Raw genomic sequence first — 12,598 nt, 5'->3', positions numbered from 1 at the left:
TTTGCTATTGATAACACTCAAGATCTTCAACATTATAATCAGTCTCATTTATCAGGTACTTTGAGCCTTCTTTGACATGACCCCCGTACCGATCTCTTCAATGATCAACTGACTCAGTTATGGTCAAACGAGATCGCTGAATAGTCACCGCCAATAGTTAGGCCCGACTTCGGCAGCGGCCCCTAGTTTGGTCATTGAAGGGATGGGGCTCTCAGTTCAGCAAGATATGACCGATCACCCCAGATTTTTAGAAGGCGACATTATCAAGGCTAGAGCCGTACAGGACCTAAACGATACTCTAGACGTCGATATGGACCGCAGACATCGGTCGAGCCCACCGTTTAGCCAGTCGCTTGCAATATGGCTGCACTTGGGTCAACACCCACTTTATGCTCGTGAGCGAAATGCCCCATGGTGGGCAAAAACAATCGGGCTACGGAAAAGATATGTCGATGTACGGCTTGGAAGATTACACCTGTGTCCGTCATGTCATGATCAAGCACTGACCCCAATCCCCCTGACCAAGCAACAGGCCGGAGGGATATCACCGAGATCGCACCTCAGGCTGAAGCCGTTTTACATGCTTTCACTGAATAGACCAAGGGGACTTGCTGATCCCGATATAACATCTGGTAGCCTTTATCCGGCACAAACTCCAAGCCTTCAAAGCAGTCATACGGGCTATAGGGATACTCGGAAAAAGACGCAATGCTTAACCCCGCACCCGTTAGCGCATTGATCACTTCACCAAGAGAATGCGACCAAGTCACCGTCGTTGAGGTCGTACCATCACAGTTTTCCGTATAAGTCCCTTCTTCTTCGATATCCGGCTGCCCACTTGGGAAATAGCCATACCCCGAAAGTAAATCGCTCAAAGGGTGAAACTCAACCAAATGAAACTCACCGCCTACTTTTAATGACTGAGCAATCACTTGCGCCCAGTCATCTAAGTTCGGCAGCCAGGACAAGACACCGTATGAGGTAAAAACGATATCGAACTGTCGTCTATTATGCCGACCAAACTCAATCACATCACTTTCAATAAAATCGGCTTTTAACTGTAGCGACTGCTTTAACAGATTGGCTTGCTGAATGGCATCAGCCGACAAATCAACCCCCGTGACATCGGCCCCCAGGCGCGCCCAAGACAAGGTGTCTTGACCAAAATGGCACTGTAAGTGCAGTAGCGACTTACCCTGGACTGACCCGACTTGCTCAAGCTCGATGGGGTTCAATGAGCAACGCCCCTTTTTAAAAGAGGCCACATCATAAAACTTGGAATCCAGATGGACTTGGGTTCGCTGGTCCCATGCGTCCTTATTAATTCTTAAATAATCCATGAGTTCTCCATATCCAAAATGTGTCCACCCACCTAGCGACCGCCTTCAGATAGCGTCTGGCAGAGGATTTCAAGAAACTTTGCAACCCCTTGGGCAAAGTACGGCCCGCCATCGTCTGCACTTCAAAAGTGCGCCCCATTATTGTACTGGTCATGTCGCGCGGTCAGATAGTTGAAGATGGATTAACACATAAATTAAAGAAAGGGGATGACCCCATGATTGCTCAACTACGCTAGGCAGGCGCTCTGTCCATGAGCAAATCATCGGCCGCCGCGGCAGTGACTTAGAGACTCTCGCCTTTGCCCGTGAACTGGAAACCCTATTCGTTGGCGACGAGGCCCTGGAACGTCCACAGGTCAACCTTGATGACCTGAAAAACGCCAGCCCGATCAGCCAAGTAGAAGGCTTTCTCGGCTTCGCTTGATAGACTATTGACCCAACTTTAATGCACAGCCTGAGACTTCATTGATCATGCCTAACCGACCCACTCCGCACCATCTCGACTGGATCGCTCAAGCGAGCGCTGCGCATGACCCGGTGCTCGACGATCTACAACACTGCCGCGAGCGTCTGTGGATCAATCCAAAGGTGACAACCTTTGAATCAGTCAAAACGCAGTTGCCCCTAAGCTTTGCCGATATCGAAGAGGCCAGCGCTCGGCTGGAGCGCTTTGCGGCTTATTTCCAAGCCGTATTTCCAGAAACCGCCGAACGGGCGGGCATGATTGAGTCCAAACTGATCCGTATTGATGATGGCGCCAACGCCGTGGCCGACCTGCTTGGCGCTGAAACGCCGTCTCAGCTGCTGATGAAATGCGACAGTCACCTCCCCATTTCGGGCTCGATCAAAGCGCGCGGCGGTATTTATGAAGTGCTGCAATACGCCGAGCAACTGGCCGAAGCGCACGGCCTGCTGCATGAAGGCATCGACTACACCTGCTTTGATAGCGCACCGTTTAAGGCATTATTTGCCCAACACGGTATTGTGGTGGGTTCCACCGGTAACCTGGGTCTGAGCATTGGTATCATGAGCGCCAAGCTCGGCTTTAAGGTGACGGTGCATATGTCCGCCGATGCCCGCGAATGGAAAAAGGCGATGTTGCGCGCCAAAGGCGTCAATGTCGTCGAGCATACCTCTGACTACAGCGTCGCCGTCGCCCAAGGCCGCGAAGAAGCCTTAGCCACACCGGGTTGTCACTTTGTCGATGACGAAGACTCTAAAACCCTTTTCCTCGGCTACAGCGTGGCGGCCCTACGGCTGAAGCAACAATTGGCCGCACAGCAGATCACCGTCGACGCTGAACACCCGTTGATCGTCTACCTGCCCTGCGGCGTTGGCGGCGGCCCTGGTGGCGTGGCCTTCGGCCTCAAGCATGTCTTCGGCGATGCCGTCCACTGCTTCTTTGCTGAACCCACCCACTCCCCCTGCATGCTGCTAGGCATGTACTCAGGCCTACACAACGGCATCAGTGTGCAAGATATTGGTCTGGACAACCTCACCTGCGCCGACGGCTTGGCGGTCGGTCGACCTTCTGCCTTTGTCGGGGCAGTCATGGAGCCGTTGCTCGATGGTCTCTACACCGTCAACGACGACACCTTGCATGCGTTGGTGAAATTGATGACTGACGCCGAAGCGCTCTCCATCGAACCCTCAGCTGCGGCGGGTCTACCTGGTTTTGCTTGGCTACAGAAAGCGAGCCACGAAACACTGGCCCCCATCGGTTTAGCCGATCACTTGGCTAACGCCACACACCTCGCCTGGGCCACTGGGGGCAACATGGTGCCAGAAGAAGAACGCGCTAAGTATTACGCGCTAGGGGAAAAAGCGTTGAAAGCGGCTTGGGGCATCCCTCGCTGACCTGATCGCTTCACACGATCACCTCACAAAAAGCGAAGGGTATTAGAAAGAACCCATGCGCTCCCACTATGCCACCAGCTGGGAGCGCTCATATCAGTTCCAGCGCTTGAGCAGAATCTCGATAAATAACTCTGCAATCGGCGACAAGGGTTCACCTCGACGTCGTAACAAGCCAATGGTTCGATCAATACGCGGCTCGGGTAAATCACGCTGACAGAGCACCTCGTGCTCTGCACCTGGCATGGCCATCGAAGGCAGGATCGCAACCCCCAGACCACTCTCAACTAAGCCGAGTGAAGTCGACAAATGCTGAACCTCGTAAAAACCATCCAGATGAAGCCCAGCTGACAACAAAGTATTATCGAGCAGAATCCTATTGCCGCTATCACGAGAGACGGTAATCAGGCGCACATCATCTAGATCGCCCCACTCAATGCACTGTTTTTGTGCAAGCGGATGATCTCGACGCAATGCCAATACGAAAGGATCACGATAAATCGAGGTGAAATCCACCGCCGGATGATGGGCACTGACCATATTAATACCAAAGTCTGCCTCTCCAGACACCACTCGTTCGACACCTTCATTGGCACTGACATCCAGGATACGAATCCGGATGCCAGGGTAGGCGGTGTTGAATTCGCGCACCACACTGGGCAAGAAATAAAAGGCCGCCGTGGGCAGACAGGCGATCGTCAAAACCCCCTTTCGATAGGTAGCCAGCTCACGCACCCCCATCAAGGAAGATTCATAATCTTCGAGCAATTTGCGCGCTTTAGGTAAGAAATCACGTCCAACAGGCGTCAAACGACTTCTTCTCGTCGTTCGCTCCATCACTTTGGCCCCCAGAATTTCTTCCAGCTTCTGGATACGTCGTGACAAAGCCGGTTGCGAGATATGTAACCGTTCTGCGGCCTCGTTGAAGGAGTGATTATCAGCCACTTCGACAAAGACCGACAGATCGAGAAATTCCAACCTATGCATAAAATAATCCTATTGATCCATTATTCGGATTAATGCGAAAAACGGTTATATTCTAGCTTTTATTTGCATTTGATGCATATATCAACCACTGGGATGCTTCATGAAGGCGCAAACAAAGAGGAGCGCGTAACAACATGATGCATTCACTTCCTTGTATGATCCTGCGTGGCGGTACCTCTAGAGGCCCCTTCCTAAGGCTGGATCATCTACCTGACAACCAAGAGGGACGCCGCGAGGTGCTACGCAAAGTCATGGGCTCAGGCCATGTCCTACAGATCGATGGTATTGGCGGCGGCAACTCGCTCACCAGTAAAGTCGCACTGGTCGGCCCCTCCACTCACCCGGAGGCCGATGTCGACTATCTATTCGCCCAGGTGGGCATTGAAGGTGATCAGGTCGACTTTTCTCCCAATTGCGGCAACATGCTGGCCGCGGTCGGCCCTTATGCCATCGAGAGTGGCATGATTGCAGCCAATGGCGATCTCACTCACCTAAGAATTCACAACCTCAATACGCGCACTTTGATTGATAGCCTAGTGCCGACCCCCAATGGCCAAGTCGTTTACCAAGGCGATACCCATATCAGTGGCGTCCCTGGTGCCGGCAGTGCCATCAAACTGGGCTTTCTCGGCGCAGTGGGGGCTAAGACGGGAAAACTGCTGCCGACCGGTCAGGTCATTGATGTTATTGATGGCGTGGAGGTCACATGTCTTGATTCTGCTACGCCAGTCGTACTGATCGAAGGCGCTAGTCTGGGCTGGGCGGGCAATGAAAAGCCCGAAGAGATGGATGCCAACCTGGAAGCCATGGCACGTCTTGAGCAGATTCGTCTGAAAGCGGGCAAATTGATGGGGATGGGGGATGTCAGCGGCTCGGTACTGCCCAAGCCCGTCATCCTGTCTGCGCCGCGCACAGAAAGCGGCACCTTATGTACGCGTTACTTTGTACCTCATCGCTGTCACGCGGCATTGGCCGTTACCGGTGCCATCACACTGGCTGTTGCCACCAGTATTGAAGGCAGCTTGGCCCAGCGTGTGGCCGTGGAGGCAGGCGTCTTGGCACCAGGAGCGCTCGCCACGCAGGTACAACTAGAGCATCCCGCCGGTTTCCTGGATGTCGAGGTCGAGCATGCCAATAACGACCCCATGACGCCCAGCCGTGTCTCGCTTCTACGCACAGCACGCAAAATTATGAGCGGTGAGGTCTTCGTCGACCTTCCCAGTTCGCTGGCAATGCCGGAACATACCCTAGCACCATCATCAGCCACCGTTCATTACTCGAAAAAGTGTGCAGTGGATTGATTTTAGATCGATTGAATAACGACTGAATTAAATAACAACTTAATGGCCTGTCCAAGCATGTAAACAGTGCCACTGGATGATAACACCTACAACAACAATCAGGAGTCAGATCATGTCTAATACCTTAGGGCTTTCCAAGCACCGGAATCTCAAGCACCGGAATGTCAAGTGCACGAGCTTCAAGCGTATGAGTCTCAAGCATTCACTTAAGACCGTACTCGCCTGTTTATTACCTGTCATGGGCGTGCTGCCGCTTTCTTCCGTCGCTCACGCTAATGTGGAAGTGCCCGATACATTGACCTGGACCGTCCCTTTCGGTGTGGGTGGCGGTACCGATGTTTGGGCACGCTTCATGTCCAACTGGGTGACCCAAGACCTACCCGGCCAACCAACGGTGGTCATCGATAATGTGCCCGGCGGCGGTTCAATCACTGGCGTTAACCTCTTCAGTAAGCGCGCTGACGCCGACGGCGATGAGATGATCGTCACTTCGGCTTCGACCCAGTATCCGGCGATGCTGCGTGATCGCCGAGTACGCTACCACTATGCCGACTGGGAGCTGATCTTAGCCGCACCGACAGGTGGCGTCGTCTATGCCTCAAGTTCACTGGGACAAGATAGCGATAGCGTGCTGAAAAAACTCGCATCAGAAGAAGTGAAGTTTGCAGGCCAAACCCCGACCGGGCTTGAAATGCCGGTATTGATGGCCTTTGATATGCTCGGTTTCAAGATCAGCCCAGTATTTGGCATGAAAAGTCGTGGTGAGGGACGCCTTGCCTTTGAACGTGGTGAAGTCGCCCTCGACTTCCAAACCACCTCGGCCTACAAGAGCAATGTCACGCCATTGATCGAGGCCGGGCAAGCCGTGCCCTTGTTCAGTCTCGGCATGATGAATGAGGACGGCCATATTGAGCGCGATCCTTCCTTCCCTGACTTGCCGACCTTCTCAGAACTCTACCTGGCTCAGTCCGGCCACTCGCGTAATGACGAGGCGTATCAGATTTTCCATAAGTTCTTCGCCTCAGGTTACGCCATGCAAAAAATGCTGCTAGTGCCTAAGGATGTCGATCCCCAACTGTTGGAGCAATACCGTCAAGCTGCCCGCACACTGGCCGATGACCCCGCCTTTCTCAAAGAAGCTGAACAGAAAATCGGGCCTTACAAGCTGATGGTCGGTCAAAAAGCAGCAGCACATTTGCAGAGCGCCATGCAGTTGAGCGAAACCCAACATGAATGGGTTAAGCAGTGGTTGATGGAGCGCCATCATATCCGCCTGCAGTCACGCTAAAGCTCAGTCACGTTAAAACGTAGGCCTGCTCGCACCTTATAGCCACAGGCTTGAATCAATGCCAGCGAAGCCGGGTTCAAAGGGGCGCTCTCGCAATAGGATGACCGGGCCGGGCAGTGGCCCGGTTAAGCCATTGAGAGCACCTAGGCTCCGATAAGAATAAGAGGTTAAGTACCCCGATGATCGACACTCTTCTGTCCAGTCTAGGACACGTTTTCACGCTGACGCATCTGCTGTTTATGATCGTCGGCATCTTCACCGGCCTGCTGGTCGGTATTATCCCAGGCCTGGGTGGCATAGCGGGTATGGCATTACTCCTGCCCTTTCTCTATGGTCTTGATCCCGGGTACGCACTGGGCATGCTGATGGGCCTTGTGGCGGTCATCCCGACAGGGGATACCTTCGCTTCGGTACTGATGGGTATCCCCGGCTCCAGCGCCTCGCAAGCGACAGTGCTGGATGGCTTTCCCCTGGCTAGAAAAGGTCAGGCCGCGCGCGCGCTGACCAGTGCGTTCCTTTCTTCTCTTTGTGGTGGTGTCATCGGTGCCATCATTCTGACCGGTTTTATTCTCATCGCCCGCCCTTTAGTCCTGGCCTTCTCATCAGCAGAGCTATTCGTGCTGACGCTACTCGGGCTGACCATGGTCGCCGTTCTGTCCGGCGGAAACCTGTTCAAGGGCACCGCGGCCTGCGGTCTTGGCCTTCTAGTCGGCGCCATCGGCGCGGCTCCGGCAACGGGCGAATACCGCATGAACCTGGATATCGACTATCTATATGATGGCATACCACTGATCGTCGTAGGCCTTGGCATCTTTGCCCTGCCGGAAATCGTTGAACTGCTACTGAGCCGTGGCAGCATCGCCAAAGATGGCCATGCCCATCTCGGCAAGGGCTGGTCGACGGGCATCAAGGATGTCTTCAAGAACAAATGGCTGGTTGCCCGCTGTGCCGGGATTGGCAGCCTGGTCGGCACCATTCCCGGCCTAGCGGGCTCTGTCGTCGACTGGATTACCTACGGCTTTGCGCTCAAGAGCGCCAAAGATCCGAGCCAATTCGGTAAAGGTGATATTCGAGGCGTTATCGCGCCAGAATCAGCCAACAATGCCTGCGCCTGTGGCGCTATGGTACCGACCTTGCTGTTTGGGGTGCCGGGCTCAGGGACTGCCGCCGTATTCCTAGGGGGCTTACTGCTTCTGGGGCTGGAGCCAGGCGTGTCGATGATCACCACCCATCTCGATATGACCTACACCATTATCTGGTCGCTGGCACTGGCCAATATCCTGGGAGCAGGCCTGTGCTTGGTATTGGCACGCCCTGTCGCACAACTGACCCGAGTGCCCTTCGCCATACTGGCACCCGCCATCACGATTCTAATCCTGTTCGCAGCCTATCAGGCCAGTCGCTCACTCGGGGATTGGGTGGCACTCGGTATGATCGGTATGATCGGGGTCTTGTTCAAGAGTGCAGGCTGGTCCCGCCCAGCGTTCCTGATCGGATTTGTACTGGCTCCAGGCGCAGAAAACTACTTCTACCAAAGCATGCAGTTCCATGGTGCTGAAGCATTCCTACGCCCAGGTGTACTGATCATACTTGGCCTGATACTGCTGGCTTTCTTCCTACCGGTCATCCGCAAGGCGATCATACGCCGGGATCAAACCCATGATGCCATCGAAGCCGCTCCGTCCCCGCAAGAAGATGTGCTCGCGTCACGCGGCTTTGGAGGCATCGATGCCTTACTGTTAACGATGATGGCCGTTGTGAGCCTGTGGGCACTTTATGATGTCCGAGATCTGATGCCATTAGGTAAAGCCTTTCCGACACTGGCCGCATTTATCACGTTAGTGTCTGTGATCGCGGTCATCTTTAATGGCTGGCGCCGTGGCATGATTCGCGTCCAGCAACCCACATTCAAAGCACTCGGCGTGATGTTGGGCTTCTTTATACTCATCGGTGTCAGCGCACTCCAAGGCTTCGTCACCACAGCACTGTTATTCTGCCTTGGCTTCCAACTGTTCATCGCGCGGAAGTCAGCGAAGTTCGCTGGGCTCTTCACACTCGGCGTTGCCGTCTTCTTGCTGGGCATGCAATCGGTCATGAATTTGCATTATCCAACGGGCCTGCTGGATGATGTGGTACTGCCGATGATTTCCTTGCGTTAAGGAAAAGGAAAAAATATACGCCCTGCTGAGCTTTCAGCAGGGCGTATATTCTGAGTGCTTTCACCATCCGGAGGGATACTCAATACCAACTGCAAGACAAGGCTAGAAAGGCTGCTGCAAAGGGCTAAACGGCCCCCATCACGTCAATCCTGATAATGCGTATATTTTTTCGCACTGCCTCGGACTTTATCGGCTGGATACTTCGCTACATTTTTCTCCATCTTCGCCCAGCATGCCGCTTCGATATCCACGCCCAACTTACCCGCCAAGCGGACCAGATAGAGCTGAACATCGGCAATTTCATCACGCACAGCGGCCAGCTGCTGCTCGTCTAAATCCTTAGCCTGCGCTTCAGTCAACCATTGGAAGCACTCCTGTAACTCAGCGGCCTCCACTGTTAACGCCATGGCCAGATTCTTGGGCGAATGAAATTGATCCCAATCCCGCTCGGCGGCGAACTGATTCATGGCATCGTGAAGCGACTTGAATGGGTCAGACATAAAAGACTCACTTAGTTGGAGAGGAAAGTAATCATCTCTCATGGAGAAAAAGCCAGTTTTACGAACACGATGGCATACAAGGCAGCCCCATCATCAAGGATAGGATCATAACAGGCTATGGGGAGAGGCAGTAGAACGAGGAGGGTACGAGAAAATGGTGGGCCCAGTAGGACTTGAACCTACGACCAAGGGATTATGAGTTAGCTTTTAAAACAATAAGTTACTGATTGACAAAGAAAAGCAACCGTAATCGAGCGAAAGGTACAATTCTTTGGAATCAGTAGGTTAGCGAAAGATGAGGATATCACACGAAGCTGGTGTGTGTACCGGTGATGTACCTTTACGCAGTGTAGTTGTCCGGCGCGCAAGGGGCTGGCTAAACTCAAGAAAAAGACCTTTTGCATCGTCTGATTCGGTTGTGCTTAGCTCACCATCCGGCGACTGGGTGACTCACACGGGGCCAAACCGTCTTAACAGTAGCAACTCACCAACCTGCTTATTCAACGCCTGCCGTAGGTTTAAGAAGGCCTGCTAGGCGCAAGCCGTTTGTCCTCAGAATCCTTGCTGAGCTCTCAAGAGTTATGCCCCAAATCTCGGCAAGTTTTATGGACACGGTGATCGCTTCCCATGGCATTACAGGTGAGCCCTGTACCTTGGCGAAAGGTCCATCGCTTTCCGGCACTACCCGATCCATTGGCATCAATCCGGCAAGTTTCTTACCGTTAGCAGAATGCAGCATCGCAGGACCAATGCTGAACCAGCATCCTAGCTCCTTGGCACGCAAAAGCTGTGATGTGGAATCCGTGAACCAGTGAAGAACGGCTGTACCAAATCCAGGGTATGTCTCAAGATAATCTAATGTTTCTCGCGCTGCTGCCCGAGAATGAATACTTAGGACGCGCCCTCCGAGCGCAACGCATTGTTTTAATACCGATTGGAATATATGCCGCTGAAGATCTCTATACTGTCTATAACGTGGAGAACCATCAAGGCCAATCTCTCCAACGCCTGGACAGCTTTCTATCTGTGCAAGTAAAACATCTAGCTCATTAACTTTCTTATCGGCAACTTCTGGATGCAGGCCGGGGGATATAAATATACTTTCTGTCGCTGGAAGAACCTTTGAGGTAGCGGAGAAAGCTCTCGGACTAGTAGTCACTAACCAAACAAATTCGACCGATCCCAATGCCTCAGCGTAGACTTGCAAGGCATTAGGATAAAGGTCTAGATGACAATGAAAATCCATTAGATCACACCATCTTTTCGAAGCAACACTGCGAGCTCTCTTAACCCTTCCTCAATAACACGTCGATATTTTTGACGATCGTCCAGAGGCGCAAAAGAAAGAGTTGCCCCAAGAAAAGAGTCAATGCCAGACTGCTCAGCAGAAAGAACCGCACATGCTACCGCCATGGGATCATCTGCGCTCGTCTTGCCAGATGAGGAAAGAGATGAAAACTTGTATTTTGTCGTGTCGGCAAGCCCCCAGTGATGAATTGCAGCTTTTCTAACCATACACGGTACGCAGCGTCCGCAATGCATTCGGTTGTAAGTCCGAAATCGGCCACAGCTTGTGGAGTCACAAGCATACCTTTCGAGAGCTGCCTGATCGGAACATTCTCGAAGCATTTCCCCTTTTGTTTTGAACCGATAGGGCATGTGCAACCGCGCTTCGATATCTAAACCTTTGAGCAACTCCTGTAGCATTCGCATGAACAACGGGTGTGTAGTTCTAGTGCTGAGGCTAGACATCCTTCCAGGTAGCAGTGGCGGATTAAGGCTAATGAAACCATTCTCTGGCACTAGAACCTCTGGCTGTGTGCTGGAAAGGAGTGATGTTGCAAGAACAGCCAAGCCATAGAAGGCCATTGAACGAGCTCTTGTAGATGTTTCTTTCTTTCCCTTAAATACAACACGATGACTCCACTGCTGATGCCAGTCGCCGCCACCAAGTGCTCTGGCGTAGCTAACTTGCCGAGCTGAATCCTCAAAAGCAAGCTGCGATACAAAAATCGGCCTTCGCCCGCTCGCAACAATATCAATGCCACCTACCAAGCTGTCGAGACCACCGGAAAGAAGTGCTACACAGTCACGGTCGCAGAGTCGACGCTGGCCTCTTGGTGGAGTTGGGCCGCCTTCACGGAATCGAAGCTCCCAGAAATCACCCGTTAGTACCCGCAGCATATTCTCTGCGATCTTTCGGTTTCTTTCCCATGGGCTCGGGTCGTTAAGAGTTATTTCAAGCTCAATTTGTCGTGTCCATCCATCCTCGCTTTCCTTACGAAGGACAGCTATATCGGCTGCGTAGACAGCGAAGCAAAAAAGCACAAAGTCCCAAACAGGGACTGAAGGCGCGTAGCCCGCTTTTTCTAATTTCTTGGCCCAGCCATGGGCGATTCGACCAACCTCTGGCTGTGATGATGAAGCCAAGAAAGTGAATGCGCGTGCATGTGGAGGCAATGAAGTGGGTAATTCATCAACACTAGAACATATTATTTTCATGATTCAGCAAACACCGTCAGTGCATCTCTTAACGCTGCATTTGCGATATCTCGCATGGGGCGTTCCACCCCGCCAGCGCGGACTTTTTCCATAGACCTATTGACGACTACTATGATGTAGTCGAGCACCTGCCCCAAACGATTTTGTACAAGCTGTGGAGCATACTTAAGCTTCTCGAAGACTCGTCCCAGCTCAAGCTGGACCCGGTTATAAACGTCGAAAGCTACTGTGTACGCCATCAAACTGGCGATCTGGTCATCTGTAAGGTTAAAAATATCTGTTGCCGGATCCATTTCATAAAGGTGTGCAATAGCATTATCCATGGCATGCTTTGCAGATTCTTCATCGACACTACCTCCAGATGGAATCAACCTCTGCACAACTTCGAGAGCGGTATTCTTCGCAGAAAGTCCGCGCTGCTTAATTGAATCAACCCATGCATTGATGCTTGGATCTGTAGCATCACGGGCTGTGGCCAAGAACCCGCCCAAAGAAGAGGCCGCAATTGCGCTAGTTCGCATGCGACTCCCAGCTCTAGAAGCTCCTCCCATACCCTTCTTAACGAAGCTTGAAATCCCCCGGCGAAGGTCAGAGTCGCTACCAGACCGGATAAATCCCGTCAAAGCTCCTCGAGCTTGTTGATATCGCCCAGGTGGAGCTATGGGCG

General features: G+C 52.6%; 11 protein-coding genes. 5 read left to right on the top strand and 6 right to left on the bottom strand.

Features of this window, described 5'->3' with window-relative positions; genetic code table 11:
- Positions 1 to 308: 308 nt before the first annotated feature.
- Positions 309 to 506, top strand: a complete 198-nt coding sequence (locus tag BFW38_RS17585; protein ID WP_084004409.1) for an aldehyde dehydrogenase family protein — start codon at positions 309 to 311, stop codon at positions 504 to 506.
- Positions 507 to 560: 54 nt separating this feature from the next.
- On the opposite strand, the gene BFW38_RS02525 is transcribed toward BFW38_RS17585, so the two are convergent.
- Positions 561 to 1,340 carry a class I SAM-dependent methyltransferase gene (locus tag BFW38_RS02525; RefSeq protein ID WP_068996973.1) on the bottom strand — a complete coding sequence of 260 codons (780 nt, stop codon included), beginning with the start codon at positions 1,338 to 1,340 and terminating at the stop codon, positions 561 to 563.
- 471 nt (positions 1,341 to 1,811) lie between these two features.
- On the opposite strand from BFW38_RS02525, the gene BFW38_RS02520 reads away from it, so the two are divergent.
- On the top strand, positions 1,812 to 3,197 hold the full coding sequence (locus BFW38_RS02520) for a D-serine ammonia-lyase (protein ID WP_084004408.1): 1,386 nt from the start codon (positions 1,812 to 1,814) through the stop codon (positions 3,195 to 3,197).
- Positions 3,198 to 3,290: 93 nt separating this feature from the next.
- Here BFW38_RS02520 and BFW38_RS02515 read toward each other — a convergent pair whose 3' ends face one another.
- Complete coding sequence (locus BFW38_RS02515) at positions 3,291 to 4,181, bottom strand: LysR family transcriptional regulator (RefSeq protein WP_068996972.1); 891 nt, start codon at positions 4,179 to 4,181, stop codon at positions 3,291 to 3,293.
- A gap of 134 nt (positions 4,182 to 4,315) precedes the next feature.
- Here BFW38_RS02515 and BFW38_RS02510 point away from each other — a divergent pair, with 134 nt between their 5' ends.
- From BFW38_RS02510 to BFW38_RS02500, 3 genes are all read left to right on the top strand, one after another.
- Positions 4,316 to 5,482, top strand: a complete 1,167-nt coding sequence (locus BFW38_RS02510; protein ID WP_068996971.1) for a 4-oxalomesaconate tautomerase — start codon at positions 4,316 to 4,318, stop codon at positions 5,480 to 5,482.
- A gap of 112 nt (positions 5,483 to 5,594) precedes the next feature.
- Complete coding sequence (locus BFW38_RS02505) at positions 5,595 to 6,770, top strand: type 2 periplasmic-binding domain-containing protein (protein WP_245686049.1); 1,176 nt, start codon at positions 5,595 to 5,597, stop codon at positions 6,768 to 6,770.
- 179 nt (positions 6,771 to 6,949) lie between these two features.
- On the top strand, positions 6,950 to 8,929 hold the full coding sequence (locus BFW38_RS02500) for a tripartite tricarboxylate transporter permease (RefSeq protein ID WP_068996970.1): 1,980 nt from the start codon (positions 6,950 to 6,952) through the stop codon (positions 8,927 to 8,929).
- 143 nt (positions 8,930 to 9,072) lie between these two features.
- Here BFW38_RS02500 and BFW38_RS02495 read toward each other — a convergent pair whose 3' ends face one another.
- The 4 genes from BFW38_RS02495 to qatB form a co-directional block, all read right to left on the bottom strand.
- Complete coding sequence (locus tag BFW38_RS02495) at positions 9,073 to 9,429, bottom strand: nucleotide pyrophosphohydrolase (RefSeq protein ID WP_068996969.1); 357 nt, start codon at positions 9,427 to 9,429, stop codon at positions 9,073 to 9,075.
- Between the two features lie 496 nt (positions 9,430 to 9,925).
- Positions 9,926 to 10,675, bottom strand: a complete 750-nt coding sequence (gene qatD / locus BFW38_RS02490; protein ID WP_068996968.1) for a Qat anti-phage system TatD family nuclease QatD — start codon at positions 10,673 to 10,675, stop codon at positions 9,926 to 9,928.
- Positions 10,675 to 11,931, bottom strand: a complete 1,257-nt coding sequence (qatC, locus tag BFW38_RS02485) for a Qat anti-phage system QueC-like protein QatC (protein ID WP_245686048.1) — start codon at positions 11,929 to 11,931, stop codon at positions 10,675 to 10,677. The genes qatD and qatC overlap by 1 nt, the downstream gene beginning before the upstream one ends.
- Positions 11,928 to 12,482: a Qat anti-phage system associated protein QatB gene (qatB, locus tag BFW38_RS18025; RefSeq protein WP_342668858.1), complete on the bottom strand. Its 555-nt coding sequence runs from the start codon at positions 12,480 to 12,482 to the stop codon at positions 11,928 to 11,930. The genes qatC and qatB overlap by 4 nt, the downstream gene beginning before the upstream one ends.
- Positions 12,483 to 12,598: the final 116 nt, after the last annotated feature.

Origin of the sequence: Terasakiispira papahanaumokuakeensis, assembly GCF_001709345.1 — a bacterium.
In the GTDB taxonomy this organism is placed as follows: Bacteria; Pseudomonadota; Gammaproteobacteria; order Pseudomonadales; family Halomonadaceae; genus Terasakiispira; species Terasakiispira papahanaumokuakeensis.
This window is presented reverse-complemented; position numbering and strand designations above follow the sequence as displayed.

Excerpts from the sequence above, each read along its gene's own strand:
- BFW38_RS02525 (WP_068996973.1), bottom strand. The coding sequence starts at position 1,340 with ATGGATTATTTAAGAATTAATAAGGACGCATGGGACCAGCGAACCCAA.
- BFW38_RS02520 (WP_084004408.1), top strand. The coding sequence starts at position 1,812 with ATGCCTAACCGACCCACTCCGCACCATCTCGACTGGATCGCTCAAGCG.
- BFW38_RS02515 (WP_068996972.1), bottom strand. The coding sequence starts at position 4,181 with ATGCATAGGTTGGAATTTCTCGATCTGTCGGTCTTTGTCGAAGTGGCT.
- BFW38_RS02510 (WP_068996971.1), top strand. The coding sequence starts at position 4,316 with ATGATGCATTCACTTCCTTGTATGATCCTGCGTGGCGGTACCTCTAGA.
- BFW38_RS02505 (WP_245686049.1), top strand. The coding sequence starts at position 5,595 with ATGTCTAATACCTTAGGGCTTTCCAAGCACCGGAATCTCAAGCACCGG.
- BFW38_RS02500 (WP_068996970.1), top strand. The coding sequence starts at position 6,950 with ATGATCGACACTCTTCTGTCCAGTCTAGGACACGTTTTCACGCTGACG.
- BFW38_RS02495 (WP_068996969.1), bottom strand. The coding sequence starts at position 9,429 with ATGTCTGACCCATTCAAGTCGCTTCACGATGCCATGAATCAGTTCGCC.
- qatD (WP_068996968.1), bottom strand. The coding sequence starts at position 10,675 with ATGGATTTTCATTGTCATCTAGACCTTTATCCTAATGCCTTGCAAGTC.
- qatC (WP_245686048.1), bottom strand. The coding sequence starts at position 11,931 with ATGAAAATAATATGTTCTAGTGTTGATGAATTACCCACTTCATTGCCT.
- qatB (WP_342668858.1), bottom strand. The coding sequence starts at position 12,482 with ATGGGAGGAGCTTCTAGAGCTGGGAGTCGCATGCGAACTAGCGCAATT.